Below are 16,897 nucleotides of genomic sequence, written 5' to 3'. Positions count from 1 at the left end.
CCACCTGATCACCCCCCGTATCCACATCACCCCTCACAGCATCACCCCTCACACGCACCCTCTGAAGGAGAACCCCCCATGGCGAAGATCGCCCTCTTCGGCGCCAACGGCACCATCGGCCAGCGCGTCCTGGACGAGGCCCTGTCCCGAGGCCACCAGGTCACCGCGGTCGTCCGCGACCCGGCCAAGCTCACCCGCAGCCACGAGAACCTCGGCGTGACCACCGGCGACGTGCTCGACCCGCAGTCCGTGGCCGCGGCCGCCCAGGGTCACGACGTGGTCGTCAGCGCGGTCGGCGGTGGCGACGGCCCCGGTCACCTCAAGCTCATCGAGCCGGCCGCGCGTTCCCTGGTGGAGGGGGTGCGCGCGCTCGGCGCGGACGCCCCGCGACTGATCGCGGTCGGCGGCGCGGGCAGCCTGGAGACGGCGCCCGGCGTGCGGGTCTGGGACGCGCCCGGACTGCCCGACTGGCTGCTCCAGATCATGCACGCGCACGGCGACGCGCTGGAGTTCCTGCGCGGCGTGACCGACGTGCGGTGGACCAGCCTGAGCCCCGCGGCGACCATCGCCCCGGGCGAGCGCACCGGCGCCTACCGCACCGGCACCGAGCAGTTGGTCACCGACGCCGACGGCGAGAGCGTCATCTCCGCCGAGGACTACGCGGTCGCGCTGGTCGACGAGATCGAGCGTCCGCAGCACATCGGGGAGCGTTTCACCGTCGCCCGGTAGGGTCGTCGGCATGAGGAAGCGGACTGTTGAGTGCCCCACCGTCGCGGCCGTCGACGTCATCAGCGGCAAGTGGAAGGTGCTCATACTCTGGGCGCTCTACCACCACCGGCCCCGCTTCGGTGAACTGCGTCGGCTGGTCCCCGGCATCAGCGAGAAGGTGCTGGTCCAGCAGTTGCGGGAGCTGGAGGCGCTGGGCGTCGTGCACCGCGAGGTGTTCCACGAACTCCCGCTGCGGGTGGAGTACTCGCTGACTCCCAGCGGCATCGCGCTCAACGAGGCGTTGGAGCCGCTCAGCGCCTGGTCCCGGCGGTATCTGACCGGGCCCGAGGAGTCGGTCGGCGAGGAGTCGGCGGTGGAGTCGGGTCCCGCGGCCCTGCCGGAACCGGGGGTGGCCCGCTCCGCATGAACCCGGAGCGGGCCGCCGGCCGCGATGGAGCGGCGCCGGATGCCGCCGAGGTCTGAAATACACTGTTGAGGTGAGTGAGACCCCTTTGCCTCCCTGCCCCGAGTGCGCCAGCGCGTACACGTACGAGATGGGCGCGCTCCTGGTGTGCCCCGAGTGCGGACACGAATGGACGCCTGCCTCCGCTGATGCGGAGACCTCGCCCGACGAGCGGGTGATCAAGGACTCGGTCGGGAACGCACTCGCCGACGGCGACACCGTGACGGTCGTCAAGGGCCTGAAGGTCAAGGGCCACCCGACCGGGATCAAGGCGGGCACGAAGGTACGCAACATCCGCCTCGTCGACGGAGTCGACGGCCATGACATCGACTGCAAGATCGACGGCTTCGGCCATATGCAGCTGAAGTCCAGCGTGGTCCGCAAGAGCTGACCGTTCTGGCGTGACGGATCCTCAGCTCGCGGGGCAGCCGGGGGCCTGACGGTTCCCGCGCGGTCCACGTCCGACACGAGGGGGGCTCGTCAGTGGGGAGTCGGTGTCGGCAGAAGTCGCGGGTGACCGGCCGGCCGGCGCCCGCCCTGCTGCCCGCAGCGCTGCGCGCGTGGCTCGGGCTGATCGCGGCCCTCGCCACGCTGGTGGTCGTCGGGCTCGGGGTCCTGTACGCCGGACACAGCGAGCCCGCCAGGGTGGACGGGTGGATCATCCAGCCGACGGCGGACAGTGTGCGGCCGCCATGGCGGCGTGTCGCTCTGACCACGGACTTCTTGGGGGAGCCCGCCGGAGCGGCGGCGCTGGTCCTGGCCACCGTGATGGGCTGCCTGCTTCTTCGGCGACCTCGGGCGGCCGTGCTCGTCGTCGTCGGCACCGGCCTGGCCGTGGGGACGACGACGCTGCTCAAGCCCCTGGTGGGACGCACCATCCACGGCGACGACAACCTGTCCTACCCGAGCGGGCACACCGCCTTCGTCACCGCGCTCGCCCTCGCTGTGGCGCTGATCGCGGTCGGCCGGCTCGGCCTCGGCGGGAAGGCCGGCACGTTGCTCGTGCTCGCCGCGGCGCTGGTTGCCGGCGCCGCCATGGGCTGGGCGCAGGTCGCCCTGGGCGCGCACTACCCGACCGACGTCCTCGGCGGCTGGTGCACCGCGCTGGCGGTGGTACCGGCGACCGCGTGGCTGGTCGACCGGACGGCCGACCGGTCGACCGAACGGATGGCCGATGTCAGGGAACGGCCAGAGCACCGCTGACCACGCGTCAGGTCACGTCACGCCAAGCGGCGGAATACGGGCTTCACCGGCCGCCCGCCCAGCCAGGGGGTGGGGTCGGCGGCGTCCAGTGCCTTCCGGTACACCGCACACGCCTGGGCCACCACGTCGACGGTGCGATCGATGTCGGCGTCGTCGAGCGCGCTGCTCACCACGAACGACGGGGCCAGCACCCCGCCCGCGAGGAGCCGGCGCAGGAACAGGGTGCGGTACCGCTGCGACGGCTGCCGGTTCTCGTCGAGGGTGGCGAAGACCAGGTTGCTGGCCCGGCCCCGGACGACGATGTGGTCGCCGACGCCCATGGTGGCCGCGGCGTCGCGGACACCGGCGGCCAACCGCTCGCCGAGGGCGTGCAGCCGCGCGGTGACGCCCTCCTCGACGTAGGTGGTGAGCACGGCCATCGCGGCGGCCAGGGAGTGCGTTTCCGCGCCGTGCGTGGTGGACAGCAGGAACACCCGCTCGCCGGAGTGACGCAGCCCGCCCCGCTCCATCAGGTCGCGGCGCCCGGCCAGCGCGGAGACGGCGAACCCGTTGCCCAGTGCCTTGCCGAACGTGGAGAGGTCGGGGGTGACGCCGTAGAGGCCCTGGGCACCCGCCTCGGACCAGCGGAAGCCGGTGATCATCTCGTCGAAGACCAGTACGCAGCCGTGCCGGTCGGCCAGCTCCCGCAGGCCGGCGAGGTAGCCGGGAGTGGGGTCCTCCCCGCTCGAACGGAGTGGAGGGCCGGGGAAGGGCTCGGTGTGGGTGGCGGGTTCGAGGATCAGGCAGGCGATCTCGCCCTGGTACCGGGTGAGCAGCTCCTCCGTGGCGGCCAGGTCCCCGTAAGGGAACGCCAGGGTGAGCTCGGTGGTCGCCGCCGGAACACCGGCGGACATCGGCGTGGTGCCGATGAACCAGTCGTCGACGGAGAAGAACGGATGGTCGCCGCAGACGGCCACCCGCGGGCGCCCGGTGACGGCGCGGGCGAGGCGCACCGCGGCGGTGGTGGCGTCGGAGCCGTTCTTCGCGAACTTCACCATCTCGGCGGTCGGCACCGTGGCCAGAAAGCGTTCCGCGGCCTCGACCTCCACGATGGACGGCCGGACGAAGTTGCCGCCGCGGTCGAGTTCCCGCCGCACCGCCTCGATCACGCGTGGATGGGCGTGGCCGAGGCTGACCGACCGCAGGCCGGAGCCGTACTCGATGTAGCGGTTGCCGTCGACGTCCCACACATGGGCACCGCGGCCGTGGCTGATGACCGGGGCCAGGTTCTCGGGGTACTGGTCGTCGCCCTTGGCGTAGGTGTGCGCGCCCCCGGGGATCAGGGCGTGCAGTCGCTCGTTCGCCGCCCGCGACCGGGGTAGCGGGAAATCCTCGGTGTCCACGCCGACCTCAACTCTCCTGCTGCTTCAGGACCTCGGCGAGGCTCGGCGCCTCCCGGTCCCGCTGGGACATCGATGTGACCGGCAGCGGCCAGGGGATGGCGAGATCCGGGTCGTCGAAGGCGATCGTCACGTCCTCGGCCGGATCGTGCGGGCGGTCGATGCGGTACGAGGTGTCGGCGGTTTCGGTCAGCGCCTGGAAGCCGTGCGCGCACCCCGCCGGGATGTAGAGGGTCGCCTGCGTCTCGCCGGACAGCTCGAAGAAGGCCCGGTCGCGGTAGGTCGGCGAGTCGGGCCGGAGGTCCACGACGACGTCGAAGATCCTCCCGTACGAGCAGCGCACGAGCTTGGCCTCGCCGGCGCCGGAGCGCAGGTGCAGGCCGCGCAGCACGCCCCGGATCGAACGGGACACGCTGTCCTGGATGAAGGCGTTCGGGTCGAGGCCCACCGAGCGGACCACGTCGGCGTCGAAGGTGCGGCAGAAGAAGCCGCGTTCGTCGGCGTACGGCGTCGGCTCGAAGAGGTACGCGCCCTGGATCGCCGGGACTTCGGTCGCTTTCACGGGGCCTCCTGCCGGGTGGTCTTCTTGAACAGGGTCCTGCTCAAGGCGGCGAACTGCTCGGCTAGTTGCCGCGCGGCCTCCTCGTTGCGCTCGGTGAGGGTCCGGCGTAGCTCCGCCGATCTCTTCTCCAGCTCCCGGAACTGCTCCAGCAGCCGGTCGGCTTCGACCTCTCGGGCCGGATGGCGGTACGCGCCGAGGCCCATCCTCGTCATGAGTGCGTCGCTCTTCGCCGCGTAGCTGAGTGCGAGGGTGGGTGTGCCGGCCTTCAGTGCGCAGATCAGGTTGTGGTAGCGGGTGGCCACCACGGCGTCGGCGGCGGCCGTCTCCTCCATCAGGTCGGCCAGGGAGGACACTTCGGCAGCCGTGACCAGGGGCGAGTCCACCGTTTCGAGGATCGCGGCGACCACCGGCGCGTCGCACTCGTCGCCGGTGAGCAGCCGGACCCGTCTGCCCTCCTCGACCAGCGCACGTACGAAACGGGTCGTTCCTTCGAGGTAGCGGCGGTGGATCTCGTCGGCACGGGCCCGGTCGTCGTCGCCGCCGTGGAAGTCCATGACACCCACGCAGACCTGGCCCGTCGGGCCGGGCGGCGGCGTCGGCAGGGCGAAGGCGAGGTCCGGGTAGACCGCGTCGCGCGTGGTGTCCACGCCCATCTCCCGCATCGCGTCGCGGGACAGCGCGTCCCGGTACGACCGGTAGGTGGCCAGCCGCGCCGCCCAGCGCACCAGGGTCCGGGTGGGCCGGGCGCTGATCGCGTCCGCGCCGACGCTGACCAGCGCGACCGGGGTGCGCAGCAGCCTGCCGCTCGCGCAGAGCAGGAACAGCGAGTACGGGAAGCCCCACGGCCGCAGCGGCAGCGTGGCCTCCAGGACGCCCATGCCCGGCACGATCACCACGTCGTGTCGGCGCACCCAGGCGGCGGTGCGGACGGCGTCGACGAGTTTGCCCAGGCCCTTCCCCGCGATCGCGCCCGCCCGCGACGCGGTCCGGTACTCCCCGCGGTACCAGTGCAGCCGCGTCGCGGGGATCCGGTACCGGGTCGCGACGACCTCGGGTCCGCCGCACAGCGCGTCCACGACCGCCTCCGGGTGCGCGGCGCGGAGGTACCCGAGCACGGCCTCGAGTGACCCGTCGTTGCCGAGGTTGCCGGAGCCGAGCAGGCCGAAGACCCCGACGCGCACCGGGGTCTCGTCCGCGACCGTCATGCCTGCCTCCCCTCGCGGCCCGCGACGAGGGCGTCGACGGAGACGGTGAGCCGGGCCGGGTCGACCGGGGCGCGGTCCTCGACCCGCTCGCCGGCGCCCGGTCGGGCCCGGCTGGCCATCCACGCGGCCAGGTGCCGGTAGCACGCGCGCCGCTCGGCCGAGGACAGCGGCGCCCGCCGGATCGCCGCGACGAAGCCCCAGACGTACTCGGCGAGCAGCCGGGGCGTGGGGTGCAGCGGGCCCGCCCGGCGCGGGTCCAGGTTGACGCACCGCGAGCGCTTGGAGGGGTTGGCCCGTTCGGCGCGGGTGGGGTGGTCGCGGCGGAAGTACAGCAGCTCCGGCACCTGGTGGAAGGGCCCGTGCAGGCCGATCTCGGCGACGAACGTGCGGTCCGCGTGGTGGTAGCTGTCGTGCGGCTTCACCCGGCGCAGCACATCGGCCCGCATCACCCCGTAGAAGTCGTCGCCGCCGGGCTCGAAGAGCATGCTGCGGAAGCGCTCCGACGCGCGCGGCGAGTCGGTGGCGAGCGTGTACGCGTAGGGGACCTTCACCCGGCCTTCGCCGTCGATGACCGCCTGGTCGGCGTGCGCGAGGATCACGTCCGGCCGTTCGTCCAGCGCCTGCACGCAAGCCCGCAGCAGGTCCCGGGCGTACAGGTCGTCGTGCGAGGCCCACTTGAACAGTTCGCCGTGGCACTCGGTGAACACGTGGTTGTGGTTCGGCGCGGCGCCGATGTTCCGGGGCAGCCGGATGTACCGGATGCGCGAGTCCCGCGCGGCGTACTTGCGGCAGATGTCCTGCGTCCCGTCGGTCGAGGCGTTGTCGGAGACGACCAGCTCGAAGTCCTCGTAGGTCTGGCCGAGCAGGGCGTCGAGGGCCTCGGCGAGGTACTCCTCGCCGTTGTACACGGGCAGGCCGATGCTCAACCGGGGAACGCGCCGTAACGCGGTCATGACGTCCTCACTTCGGGGATGGTGTGGTGGTGGCGCTCGCGCAGGGCGGACCGCAGGTGCAGCCACCACACGGCCGAGCCGCACAACGTCGCGGCGGCGACGCCCCAGGCCGAGCCGACCGTGCCGCCCACGGCCGCCCCGCCGAGCCCGCCGCCGACATAGCAGGTGGAGGCGAACAGCTGACAGCGCAGCCCGCGCCGGGCCGCGGCCAGCGCGCGCAGTCCGACCGCCGCGCCGACGCCCAGGCTCGCGCCCGCGACGCCGAGCGTGGCCGGCACGATGAGCTCCGAGGCGGAGCGCCAGACGTCGCCGAGCGCGAGCTCGCCGATCCGGTCCGGCACCAGGAGCAGCGCCGCGCCCCAGAGCAGCGCGGCGGCGGCCTGTCCGCCGCCGAGCAGGAGGCAGAAGAGGCGCAGCCGGTGCGGAGCCCGGCGCAGCACCCGCGCCGCCTCCGCCACGGTGACCAGCGAGAGACCCATCAGCACGGCGAGGAAGGGGCCGAGCAGGAGTTCGGCGCCGCGGACCACGCCCACCGCGCTGACCCCGACGATCAGGCCGAGGCCGTAGGCCCGCAGCTGGGCCGCGCCACTGACGCCGACGTTCTCGACGAGGTACCGGTAGCCGAGGTCGCGCTGCTCGCGCAGCCACTCGCGGGCTCCGGTCAGCCGGGGCCGGATGCCGGACTGGAGGCAGCCGTACACCGCGGCCACCGCGGCGGCCGCACCCCAGGCGAGCACGAAGGCGGCCACGCTGCCCACGCGGGCCGCGAGGACCATGGCCGGGACGAGTGCGACGCCTCCCAGGAGGTCGTTGACGAACGCCTTTCGCCCGGTGCCCGCGGCGAAGAACGAGAACCGCCAGGCGTCCTGCAGCAGCAGCCCCGGCAGTACGACGCCGAGGCAGGCGAAAGCGGGCCCCACGCGGCCGCCGAGGGCGAGGCCGACCACCAGACACACCGCGCCGACGGCGGCACCGACGCCGAGCGCGGTACCCGACGACCGGGCCGCCGCCGCGCGCCAGGACGCGGCCGACACGCCGCTGAAGCGCACCACGAGCGGGTCGGTGGCCAGGCCGCGGGAGACGCTGAGCACCACGCCGTGGGTCACCCAGGCCAGGCTGAACACGCCGAACGCGGCAAGGCCCAGCGAGCGGGCCACGTAGATCCCCACCGCGAAGTTGGTCATGCTGCAGACCGCCTGGTCGGCCAGTCCCCAGGACAGCCTTCCGGCCATGGCGCGCCTGGCGGTGCGCCGGGCGGGTTCGGCCGGGTCCGCCGGTTTCGTCGTCTTCTCCCTCCCGGTGGTCATCGGTCTCACACCTTGAGCAGCCCGGCGTCGTGCAGGGCTCCGGCCGCGGCGGCGACGGTGTCGAACGGCAGCCCGGACCGCTCGGCGACGTCCAGCAGACTGTGCTCGCCGTCGGACAGGCTGAGCACCCAGAGCATGGCCATCTGGGCCTGCTTCGCGTCGCTGCGGCCGCCGAGCGAGTCGTACAGCCCACGCCGGCCCAACTGGGGTTCACCGTAGGGGCTGAGGTTGAGGTAGCTCCGGTTGCGGTCCAGGACGGAGAACGCCTCGCGGCAGACGGCGAGCGTGTCCGCCATCGCCTGCGGGGAGACGAAGTCCGGGTTGTCCGCCGAGGTGTGGTACTCGGGGTAGCCGGCGTACGGGGTGCGGCTGAGCGAGCCCACGCCGAGATCGAACCCGGGCGAGCAGAACTGCCGCTCGTCATAGCCGTACGGAGTGAACTCGGCGATCCGGTGCGGGCGTTCGGAGGCGACCAGCACATGCCGCATCACCCGGTCGATCTCCGCGTCGCCGCGCCTGCTCTGCTTGTACGTCACGGGGCCCGAGTCTCCGGCGCAGGCCAGCACCAGCCCGTGCTTGACCCGCTCGATCCGTTCCGTGTTGCGGGCCAGCCAGGTGATCGCCCCGATGGTGCCGGGCGCGTAGATGAACCGGTAGGTGTAGTAGGGCGTCTCCTGTGCCAGGGCCCGGGCCAGGAACGTCGCCACCGCGATGCCGGCCAGGTTGTCGTTGGCCAGCGACGGGTGGCAGACGTGGCAGGAGACGATCACCTCGTCGGGGACCTGCCCGGGGACCACGTGTTCGGCGTAGGTGAGGTGGCCGTCGGCGAGTGTGGAGTCGACGCACACCTCGTACTCGCCGTCCGGCAGCGCGTCCAGGGTCTCCTGGGCCAGGCAGAACCCCCATCGCGGCTGGTAGTAGCTGGTGCGGTAGGGCACCCAGGTCGGATGCTCCGGCAGGGTGTGCAGGTGGGCGCGCAGCTCGGCCAGCGGCATGGTCCGCGCCACCGGCACGCTGTAGCCGAGCACGTGCAGGCTGGACGCGGCGAAGTCGACGACCCGGTTGCCGGCGGTGTCGGCGATGTACGCGTCCCGGATGTTCCACTCCTGCGGCACCGTCCAGTCGAGCACCCGCGTCCCGGTCGGCACCTCGTGGACCCGCAGTGGAACGTACTCGCCGACGATCTCCAGGGTGGCGCGCACACCGTCGCCGGTGATGCTCCGGCACAGCGGGTACAGCCGCTCCACCAGTTGGTGCATCCGCTCTCCGGTCGCGGTCATCGGCGCCACCGCAGGGTGTCGTCGACGGCGCCGGTGTCGGACGCCGCGCGCAGCACGGCAAGGCGGGTGAAGCGTCGCTCGAAGTCCTCCCTGGTCAGCCCGTGCTTCCGGTAGGCGTCGGCGAGTTCGAGCGCGCCCCGCTTCACCGTCCACTCGCAGTCGAAGCCGGGGATCGCGGCGCGGAACCGGGAGAAGTCCACCCGGTACGACCGCGGGTCGGCGCCGGTCTCCCCGGTGATCACCACCTTCGCGCCGGACACCGCCTCGGCGACCTGCTCGGCGATCTCGGCGACCGTGACGTTGTTGGTCTCGCTGCCGATGTTGAACGCCCGGTCGTGCACCGCCTCCCGTGGCGCGGTCAGCGCGGCCGCGAAGGCCCGTGCGATGTCGGCGGCGTGCACCAGCGGGCGCCAGGGGGTGCCGTCGGAGAGCACGAGGACCTCGCCGGACAGCAGCGCGTGGCCCACCAGGTTGTTCAGCACGATGTCGGCGCGCAGCCGGGGCGAGTGGCCGAAGGCGGTGGCGTTGCGCATGAACACCGGGGTGAAGTCGTCGTCGGCGAGTGCGTGCAGGTCGTCCTCGACCCGCACCTTGGACTCCGCGTACGGGGTCACCGGGCGCAGCGGGGCGTCCTCGGTCACCAGGTCGTCACCGCCGGCGGCGCCGTAGACCGAGCAGGTCGACGCGTACAGGAAGCGCCGCACTCCGGCGTCGCGCGCCAGCCGGGCCAGCCGTACGGACGCGTGGTGGTTGATGTCGTAGGTGAGTTCCGGCGCCAGCGATCCCAGCGGGTCGTTGGAGAGCGCGGCCAGGTGGATCACGGCGTCCACCCCGGCCACGTGGTCGGCCGTGACATCGCGCAGGTCGACCCGGTGTCCCCGCGGGTCGGCGGGTGCCGGGCCGAGGACGCAGTCGGCGAACAGGCCGGAGTCGAGACCGACGACCTCGTGCCCGGCGGCGCCAAGGACCGGGGCCATCACCGTGCCCAGGTAGCCCTGGTGTCCGGTCAGCAGCACGCGCAAGGTTCAGTCCCCCAGGTTGAGTGTGAGTTTGGCGGCGGCGAACGCCTCGGCGTAGCGCGCGTGGCATTCGATGCCGCGGATCCGGGCGAGGCCGATGAAGGTCTCCCGGTCGTACCAGGGCCGGTGCTGTTGCGAGGGGTAGTGCTCCTGCAGCAGCCGCACCTTCTCCTCGGCGATCTGGGGCGACAGCGGCTGGTACGCCGCGAGGCGGCCGAGGTCGCCGTCCCACTTGACGATCTCGTAGCCGAGCACGAGGTGGTCGCGGAACGCGGTGGTGACCAGCTTCGCCAGGCCGCTGTGGTCCTGGTGCGCGTCATCGGCGCGAGGGGCGAGGACCAGATCCGGTTCGCTGCGCTCGCGCAGCTCCTCGACCGCGGCCTTGGCCTCGTCCCAGTGCGCGGGCATCCGGCCGTCGGGCAGCTTGAGCACGGTCAGCCGCAGGTCGGCGCCCGGGCAGAACGCGGCGAGCGCGGCCTGCTCCTCCCGCTCCCGCTCGCTGCCGCCGCCGGAGAGCACCAGCGCGTCGACGCGTAGCCCCGGCCGCGCGAGGCACATCGTCAGCAGTGTGCCGCCGGCGCCGATGGCGATGTCGTCGCAGTGCGCGCCCACCGCGACGACCTGGTCCAGGCGCCCGGTGCTGAGCTGGATCACGCCCCCACCCCCGCGCGGTCCTGTTCCCACACGGCCCACGGGCGGTCGCCCCGGGCGTAGGCCGCGTCCAGCGCGGCCCGCTCCTTCACGGTGTCGGTCGGCTTCCAGAAGCCGCGGTGCTGGTGCGCCACAAGGCGGCCCCGCTTGGCCAGTTGGGCGCATCCGTCGGCGACCAGGTCCCCGTTCTCCGGTAGGTGGTCGAAGACCTCCTGGCGGAGCACGAAGTAGCCGCCGTTCTCCCACAGCGGCAGTTCGCTCACCGCGGTGATGCCCCCCACCAGGCCGTTCTCGCCCAACTCCACACAGTGGAAGGAGGACTGGGGCGGCACCACCATCATCGACGCACCGGCGTCGCGCCGGGCGAAGGAATCGATCATCTCCGGCAGGGGGGCGTCGGTGAGCACATCGGCGTAGTTGGCGAGGAACATCTCGTCGCCGTCGAGGTGGTGCCGCACCCGGCGCAGCCGCTCCCCGATCGGCGACTCGATGCCGGTCTGCGCGAAAGTGATCGTCCAGTCCGAGATATCGGTGGAAAGGAGCTCGGTCCGCCCGCCTCGCAGCACGAAGTCGTTGGACGCCGTCTCCTCGTAGGTGAGGAAGAAGTTCTTGATGTGGTGCGCCCCGTAGCCGAGGCACAGGATGAACTCCGTGTGCCCGAAGTGCGCGTAGTAGCGCATGACGTGCCAGATCAGCGGTCGCGGGCCGACCATCGCCATCGGCTTGGGCACGTCGTCGGAGGCTCCGTCGCGCATCCGCATCCCGTAGCCGCCGCAGAACAGAACGACCTTCATGCCGCAACCCCTTTCACGACGTGACCTCGACGATGCTCAGTTCCGGGATGGGGAAGACCAGGCGGCCGCCCCACTCATGGACGAAGGACAGTTGCTCGACCAGTTCGTCCCGCAGGTTCCACGGGAGGACGAGCACGTAGTCCGGTTCGTCGGCGGCTATCCGCTCGGGCGGCAGGATCGGGATGCGGGTGCCCGGGGTGAACCTGCCGTGTTTGTAGGGGTTGCGGTCGACCGTGTACGGCAGCAGGTCGGGCCGGATGCCGCAGTGGTTGAGCAGGGTGTTGCCCTTGCCCGGGGCGCCGTAGCCGACGACCGTGTCGCCGCGCTCGGCCGCCTCGATGAGGAACCGCAGGAGGTCCCGGCGCACCTTGGCCACCCGGGCGGAGAACTCGGTGTACCCGGACAGTTCCTGGAGCCCGGCGGCCTTCTCCCGGGCCAGCACGTCGGCCACCTGCGGAGTCGGCTCGCCCGCCACCTCGGTGGGCCGGGCCCACAGCCGGATGGAGCCGCCGTGCGTGGGCAGCGACTCGACGTCCACGAGGGCGAGTCCGCCGCTCGCCAACGCCCGGATCGCGGCCGCGACCGTGTAGTACTGGAAGTGCTCGTGATAGATCGTGTCGTACTGGTTCCGCTCGATCAGGGTCAGCAGGTGCTGCACCTCGATGGAGACCCAGCCGTCGTCGGCGACCAGGGCGCGCAGCCCCCGGGTGAACCCGACGACGTCGGGGATGTGCGCGTACACGTTGTTGGCCACGACCAGGTCCGCCGGGCCGTGCTCGGCGCGGACGGCCGAGCCGGTCTCCGGGGTCAGGAACTCCGTGAGCGTGGGCACACCCTTCTCCCGCGCCGCCGCGCCGACGTTCACCGACGGTTCGACGCCCAGGCAGCGGATCCCCCGGTCCACCACGTGTCTCAGCAGGTACCCGTCGTTGCTCGCGACCTCGACCACGAAGGCGTCGGGGCCGAGACCCACCCGCTGTACGGCGTCGGCGACGAACGTGCGCGCGTGCTCCACCCAGGAGGTCGAGTACGAGGAGAAGTACGCGTACTCCTGGAACGTCTCCTCCGGTGTGATCAGCGGCGGGATCTGGGCGAGCCAGCAGTCCGTGCAGACCCGCAGGTGCAGCGGGTAGGCCGGTTCCGGCTGGTCCAGTCGGTCCGCGGCGAGAAAGCTCTCGCACGGCGGGGTCGCCCCCAGATCGACGACGCTCGCCAGCGTCGCCGAGCCGCAGAGTCGGCATCGTGTCATCTACTTCCCCCATCCCTGCTCGCACGGGCCCCCCGCCGCGAGCCGTTGCTTCCGTTCCCTGTCGGCGGCGCGCCGTCCGCGCCGCCCGACCGACCCGCGATCGCGGTGCGGTACCCCTCCACCAGGCGCTCCAGGCCGACGGCCGGGCTGAAACCCCGCTCGTAACGGCGCCGGGCCGCCTGGCCCATCTCCCGGTTGCGGCCGGGCTCGGCCGCGATCCGGCGTATGCGGGACGCGAGCGAGGCGGGCTCGCCCGGCCGGTGCAGCAGCCCGGTGACCCCGTCCTCGACGAGTTCGACGAAGGCGCCGTGGCCGGCGGCGACCGCCGGAACCCCCGCCGCCATCGCCTCCGCGACCACCAGGCCGAACGTCTCCAGGGCCATCGAGGGAGCCACCACGGCGACCGACCGGGCGACGGCCTGCCGGCACTGAGCCGGGTCGTACAGACCGACGTACCGCACGTCGTCCCGGCCCGCCGCCCAGGCGGTGACCTCTCCCTCCAGCGGCCCCGCGCCGGCGAGCACGAGCGGCACGCCCACACCGCCGCTCGCCGCGATCTCGTCCCACGCGGCCATGAGCAGCCGTACGCCCTTGGCCTCCGCGAGCCGGCCGAGGAAGAGCAGATGCTCGCCGTCGCCCGTTCGGCGGGCGCCCGGGTCGGGTACGAAGTTGTGCTTCACCGCCAGCCGCTCGGGTGGCATGCCGGACCGCACCAGGACGTCGCGCTGCGCGGCGGAGATACAGAAGAACCGCTCCACGCCGGACCACCACCGCCGTCGGTTGACCGACAGGCTGACCGCGAGCGGCACCGTCGCGAGGCGGGAGTTCCGGTAGCAGCCGTGCCGGACGGCGGGCAGCGACGTCGTCGTCCCGACGCACTCGGTGCACGACCGGCCGTCCCGGTGCAGGGTGCCGGGCGGGCAGACCTGGGTGTAGTTGTGCAGGGTGGCGACGGCGGGCACGCCGGCGTCGGCGCAGGCGGCGAGGACCGCGGGCGACAGGAGCGGGAAGACGTTGTGGATGTGCACCACGTCCGGCCGCTCGGTGCGCAGCCGGGCGGTGAGCTCCGCGCGGACCGCGGGGTTCCACGGCACGAGCAGCGGCACCGCGGCCTTGCCGAGGAGGGAGCGGGCGGCGATGTCGTCGCTGCGTCGTTCGAACACGTCGACCCGGTGGCCTGCCGCGCGCAGCAGCCCCACCTCCTCGTCGACGACTCTGTTCTCTCCGCTCGGCTGCTTCGAGGAGTAGCGGTTGTGCACCACGAGGACGTGCATGCTCACGGTCACCTCCGGGCCCATCGCGGGATACGTCGTCGAGGCACCGCGGCCGTCGACAGGGGCGTGGCCTGGGCGGGTGCCGCGAGGAGCGAGGCGGCCAGGGCCAGGTGCAGCAGATAGGGCGAGGCGTCGCCAAGGCCGGCCTCGGTGTACGACGAGATCGCGCAGTAGCTGATCAGGAAGATCGCGCAGGCCCTCGGCAGCGATGGTGGCCGCAGCAGCGCGACGCCGCCCAGGACGGTGATCATCACCGCCACGAGGGTGACGCCGATCAGACCCTGCTCGTGGTAGACGGCCAGCCAGCTGTTGTCGATCGGCAGCCCGCCGAACGACTTGTCGCTCAGGCCCACGCCGAACACCTTCTCCCCGGTGGTCCGGGGCGCTGCGAGCAGGGCGTCCCAGACCTTGGCCCGACCGGTGAGGTTGGACAGGTTCTCCTGGCTCTGTCCGCGCAGGAACCACGCCCGCAGCGCGGAGCTGAAGGCCACCGCGGCCACCGTGGCGCACACCACCGTCCAGGCGAAGAACCGGCGGGCGGCGGCGCTGGTCAGCACGAGCGAGCCGATCGCCAGCAGCAACCCGATGAGCAGGCCGAGCGTGGCCGTGCGGGTATGGGTCAACACGAGCAGGACGAGTGACGGCACGATGATCACCGCCGCACTCGCCCCGGTGGTGTGGCGGCCGAGGACGAGCAGCACGGTGAGCCCGATGATCACCGCGGCGTACTGTCCGATCTGCGGCGGGGTGAGCGGCCACAGCGCGCCGACCAGGCGTCCGCCGTAGTACTCGGGCAGGGCCGTGCCCGGCGAGACGACCAGGCCCGCGGCCACCAGCACGAGCACCGCGAAGTACATCCGGATGTGGTACCGGACGAACGTCAGGGTGCCGTCCCACCAGCGGCTGAGCAGCCACAGCGTGCCGACGAAGAGCGCGAGGCGGGCGCAGCGGAACAGCGCGCCGTACCCGACCTCCAGGTTCACGCTGGAGATCACGCTGGGCACCAGGAGCAGGGTGAGCAGGAACACGAAGGCGCTGGGTCGGATGCGCAGCCGGAGGTTGAGCGCGAGCGCCAGCGCGAACGCGGTGACCAGCGCGCCCATGGTGGCCGTCTGGATGAGGGAACGGGGCAGCGGGATGACGGTCTTCGCCCCGGCGGAGCCGAGCGTGTTGAGGGCCAGCAGCGCCCAGACGATCCCGACGGCCTTCGGTGTGCCGGCGGGGCGTGGTGCGGCACCGGGCTGTGTGCCCGCCGGGTCCGGTCGGCCCGGCGGCCCGCCGCGTGTCAGGTTCCCGCCCGTCTCAACGCCCATCTCGACCACCGGCCTGTGGGGTGAAGGTGCTGCCCGTGTCCTGCCGGTACGGTGTGCTCTGCCACTGCCCGGCGCCGAGTCTCCGGCTCGGGTCGCCCGCGAGGAAGCTCCACGGTCCGCGGTAGACGTTGTCGTGCCAGCGGTTGTACTGCTGGTGGGTGATCGCCTCAGCCACTCGCCTGCCCTTGTACGGCGACCAGTTCGGATAGGTGCCGTAGTTGGCGAGGACCGCCATGTGGCCGCACTCCATCGTGCACTTGACGGTGGACGGGTCCAGGACGAAGCGGTTGCCGTGGATGTCCACCCGCTGGGTCTTCCACCGGCAGTCGGCGTAGAGCGGTGCCTTGGTGATCGCCGGCCGCGCGCAGCGGTCGGTGTCCTTCACCAGCAACGTGCAGTATCCGGTGGAGGTGTTGGCGGGGCTGTTGCAGAACCGGTCGGCGTTCTCCCACAGGGTGATGCCGTTCCAGTTGTCCTCCAGCACGTTCCGGTAGATCTCGATCTTGTCCGTGCGGGCTTCGACCCGTGGTTCGCCGCCGGCCTCGGAGATGTAGACGGTCGCGTACGGGAAGTCGTCGCCGCGGTCGGCGCCCTTGCGGCCCTCGACCCAGTTGTTCCGCCGGATCGTGTTGTTCCGGATGACCGCGTTGTAGCTGGTCTCGTACATCAGCGCGGCACCGTCGTTGGCCTCGAGGACGTTGTCCTCGATGCGGAAGTCGTTGTTGTTGTTGTCCGCCCACAACCCGACTCCGCGGTTGTCGTGCACCCAGTTGCCGCGGATGTCGGCGCCGTCGACGGCCCAGAACTTGATGCCTCCGGTGCAGCCGCAGCCCGGCCGCCTTCGCTCCCAGTCGCCGGTGTTGTTGCCCACGATCTCGTTGCCCTCGACCACCAGGCCACGGATGGAGTCGCCGGTCTTGTACGCGTTCATTCCGTACTGTCCGTTGCCGCGCAGACAGCTGGCGCGGACCCGCTGGCGGGCACCGGCCATCATCCCGGCGCCGGAGTTGTACTGGACCCTCGCGTGCTCGATCACCCACCCGTCGGCCATGTCGTGGTTGACCACGCCCTCGTCGTGCGGCGCGACGAACCGCTGCACGGTCAGGTGGCGGATGGTGACGTCGCGGGCGCTGCCGCCGAACGCGTACTGGTTGGTCTTCCGGCCGTCGAGCACCGCGCCGGGCGCGCCGAGGTAGCGGTTCCCCTTCTTGGGAACGACCTGCGCGTAGCGCTCCGGTTCGAGCCGGTGCTCGCCCGGTGCGAGCCAGAACGTGGTGTTCGGGGGGCTGCTCCTGGTCTTCGCGGCCAGGTCACCGACGACCGCGGGGTCGACCGTCACCGCGCCCGCCGGTGCCTTCGCGGGACCGGCCGCGGGCTTGGCGCACACCCGGGCCACGGACCGGGCCGTGGGCGTGGACGGCGCAGCGGTCGGCTCCGGCCGCTCGGTCGGCGTGCTGTCACAGCCGGTCGCCACCAGCAGGGCCAGCGCCAGCGGTGCCGCCGGCAACGCCCGTCGCCGCCACGTGATCCCCACGCG

At 72.2% G+C, this 16,897-nt stretch carries 17 protein-coding genes; 4 read left to right on the top strand and 13 right to left on the bottom strand.

Going from position 1 to position 16,897, the window contains the following annotated elements; translation table 11 throughout:
* Positions 1 to 78 precede the first annotated feature (78 nt).
* The 4 genes from CD790_RS26740 to CD790_RS26725 all read left to right on the top strand — a co-directional run bounded on the left by CD790_RS26740 (position 79) and on the right by CD790_RS26725 (position 2,374).
* Entirely contained in the window at positions 79 to 729 is a 651-nt protein-coding gene (locus CD790_RS26740) for an NAD(P)-dependent oxidoreductase (RefSeq protein ID WP_144385918.1), read from the top strand.
* Between the two features lie 10 nt (positions 730 to 739).
* A complete protein-coding gene (locus CD790_RS26735; RefSeq protein WP_144385917.1) occupies positions 740 to 1,135 on the top strand; it encodes a helix-turn-helix domain-containing protein in 396 nt (131 codons plus the stop codon).
* 70 nt (positions 1,136 to 1,205) lie between these two features.
* Positions 1,206 to 1,562, top strand: a complete 357-nt coding sequence (locus CD790_RS26730; RefSeq protein ID WP_144385916.1) for a zinc ribbon domain-containing protein YjdM — start codon at positions 1,206 to 1,208, stop codon at positions 1,560 to 1,562.
* A gap of 122 nt (positions 1,563 to 1,684) precedes the next feature.
* The gene (locus CD790_RS26725; protein ID WP_144385915.1) at positions 1,685 to 2,374 is read left to right on the top strand and encodes a phosphatase PAP2 family protein; all 690 of its coding nucleotides are present in this window, start codon (positions 1,685 to 1,687) and stop codon (positions 2,372 to 2,374) included.
* A 17-nt stretch (positions 2,375 to 2,391) separates the two neighbouring features.
* On the opposite strand, the gene CD790_RS26720 is transcribed toward CD790_RS26725, so the two are convergent.
* Genes CD790_RS26720 through CD790_RS26660 form a run of 13 tightly spaced genes read right to left on the bottom strand, consistent with a single transcriptional unit; the run spans position 2,392 to position 16,894 of the window.
* The gene (locus CD790_RS26720) at positions 2,392 to 3,756 is read right to left on the bottom strand and encodes a glutamate-1-semialdehyde 2,1-aminomutase (RefSeq protein WP_144385914.1); all 1,365 of its coding nucleotides are present in this window, start codon (positions 3,754 to 3,756) and stop codon (positions 2,392 to 2,394) included.
* 7 nt (positions 3,757 to 3,763) lie between these two features.
* Positions 3,764 to 4,315, bottom strand: coding sequence for a dTDP-4-dehydrorhamnose 3,5-epimerase (gene rfbC, locus CD790_RS26715; protein WP_144385913.1), 552 nt, complete (start codon positions 4,313 to 4,315; stop codon positions 3,764 to 3,766).
* Positions 4,312 to 5,520 (bottom strand): polysaccharide pyruvyl transferase family protein, encoded by a 1,209-nt coding sequence (locus CD790_RS26710; RefSeq protein WP_144385912.1) that lies wholly within the window; start codon positions 5,518 to 5,520, stop codon positions 4,312 to 4,314. The genes rfbC and CD790_RS26710 overlap by 4 nt, the downstream gene beginning before the upstream one ends.
* On the bottom strand, positions 5,517 to 6,473 hold the full coding sequence (locus CD790_RS26705) for a glycosyltransferase family 2 protein (protein WP_144385911.1): 957 nt from the start codon (positions 6,471 to 6,473) through the stop codon (positions 5,517 to 5,519). The genes CD790_RS26710 and CD790_RS26705 overlap by 4 nt, the downstream gene beginning before the upstream one ends.
* The gene (locus tag CD790_RS26700) at positions 6,470 to 7,780 is read right to left on the bottom strand and encodes a hypothetical protein (RefSeq protein ID WP_186319254.1); all 1,311 of its coding nucleotides are present in this window, start codon (positions 7,778 to 7,780) and stop codon (positions 6,470 to 6,472) included. The genes CD790_RS26705 and CD790_RS26700 overlap by 4 nt, the downstream gene beginning before the upstream one ends.
* Before the next feature lie 5 nt (positions 7,781 to 7,785).
* A complete protein-coding gene (locus tag CD790_RS26695; protein WP_144385909.1) occupies positions 7,786 to 9,069 on the bottom strand; it encodes a DUF4910 domain-containing protein in 1,284 nt (427 codons plus the stop codon).
* Positions 9,057 to 10,082: an NAD(P)-dependent oxidoreductase gene (locus CD790_RS26690; RefSeq protein ID WP_144385908.1), complete on the bottom strand. Its 1,026-nt coding sequence runs from the start codon at positions 10,080 to 10,082 to the stop codon at positions 9,057 to 9,059. Before CD790_RS26690 ends, CD790_RS26695 begins: the two co-directional genes overlap by 13 nt.
* Before the next feature lie 3 nt (positions 10,083 to 10,085).
* Positions 10,086 to 10,733, bottom strand: coding sequence for a PIG-L deacetylase family protein (locus CD790_RS26685; protein ID WP_144385907.1), 648 nt, complete (start codon positions 10,731 to 10,733; stop codon positions 10,086 to 10,088).
* Complete coding sequence (locus CD790_RS26680) at positions 10,730 to 11,524, bottom strand: glucose-1-phosphate cytidylyltransferase (RefSeq protein WP_144385906.1); 795 nt, start codon at positions 11,522 to 11,524, stop codon at positions 10,730 to 10,732. Before CD790_RS26680 ends, CD790_RS26685 begins: the two co-directional genes overlap by 4 nt.
* A gap of 13 nt (positions 11,525 to 11,537) precedes the next feature.
* Positions 11,538 to 12,773, bottom strand: a complete 1,236-nt coding sequence (locus CD790_RS26675; RefSeq protein WP_144385905.1) for a class I SAM-dependent methyltransferase — start codon at positions 12,771 to 12,773, stop codon at positions 11,538 to 11,540.
* On the bottom strand, positions 12,770 to 14,047 hold the full coding sequence (locus CD790_RS26670) for a glycosyltransferase (protein ID WP_144386108.1): 1,278 nt from the start codon (positions 14,045 to 14,047) through the stop codon (positions 12,770 to 12,772). The genes CD790_RS26675 and CD790_RS26670 overlap by 4 nt, the downstream gene beginning before the upstream one ends.
* 8 nt (positions 14,048 to 14,055) lie before the next feature.
* Positions 14,056 to 15,360, bottom strand: coding sequence for an O-antigen ligase domain-containing protein (locus CD790_RS26665; protein ID WP_144385904.1), 1,305 nt, complete (start codon positions 15,358 to 15,360; stop codon positions 14,056 to 14,058).
* Entirely contained in the window at positions 15,350 to 16,894 is a 1,545-nt protein-coding gene (locus tag CD790_RS26660) for a right-handed parallel beta-helix repeat-containing protein (protein ID WP_186319253.1), read from the bottom strand. The genes CD790_RS26665 and CD790_RS26660 overlap by 11 nt, the downstream gene beginning before the upstream one ends.
* Positions 16,895 to 16,897 lie beyond the last annotated feature (3 nt).

The organism is Streptomyces sp. SAJ15, from assembly GCF_007595705.1.
Classification (GTDB): domain Bacteria; phylum Actinomycetota; class Actinomycetes; order Streptomycetales; family Streptomycetaceae; genus Streptomyces.
This window is presented reverse-complemented; position numbering and strand designations above follow the sequence as displayed.

Coding starts and splice junctions, on each gene's coding strand:
- CD790_RS26740 (WP_144385918.1), top strand. CDS start 79: ATGGCGAAGATCGCCCTCTTCGGCGCCAACGGCACCATCGGCCAGCGC.
- CD790_RS26735 (WP_144385917.1), top strand. CDS start 740: ATGAGGAAGCGGACTGTTGAGTGCCCCACCGTCGCGGCCGTCGACGTC.
- CD790_RS26710 (WP_144385912.1), bottom strand. CDS start 5,520: ATGACGGTCGCGGACGAGACCCCGGTGCGCGTCGGGGTCTTCGGCCTG.
- CD790_RS26705 (WP_144385911.1), bottom strand. CDS start 6,473: ATGACCGCGTTACGGCGCGTTCCCCGGTTGAGCATCGGCCTGCCCGTG.
- CD790_RS26700 (WP_186319254.1), bottom strand. CDS start 7,780: ATGACCACCGGGAGGGAGAAGACGACGAAACCGGCGGACCCGGCCGAA.
- CD790_RS26680 (WP_144385906.1), bottom strand. CDS start 11,524: ATGAAGGTCGTTCTGTTCTGCGGCGGCTACGGGATGCGGATGCGCGAC.
- CD790_RS26675 (WP_144385905.1), bottom strand. CDS start 12,773: ATGACACGATGCCGACTCTGCGGCTCGGCGACGCTGGCGAGCGTCGTC.
- CD790_RS26670 (WP_144386108.1), bottom strand. CDS start 14,047: ATGCACGTCCTCGTGGTGCACAACCGCTACTCCTCGAAGCAGCCGAGC.
- CD790_RS26665 (WP_144385904.1), bottom strand. CDS start 15,360: ATGGGCGTTGAGACGGGCGGGAACCTGACACGCGGCGGGCCGCCGGGC.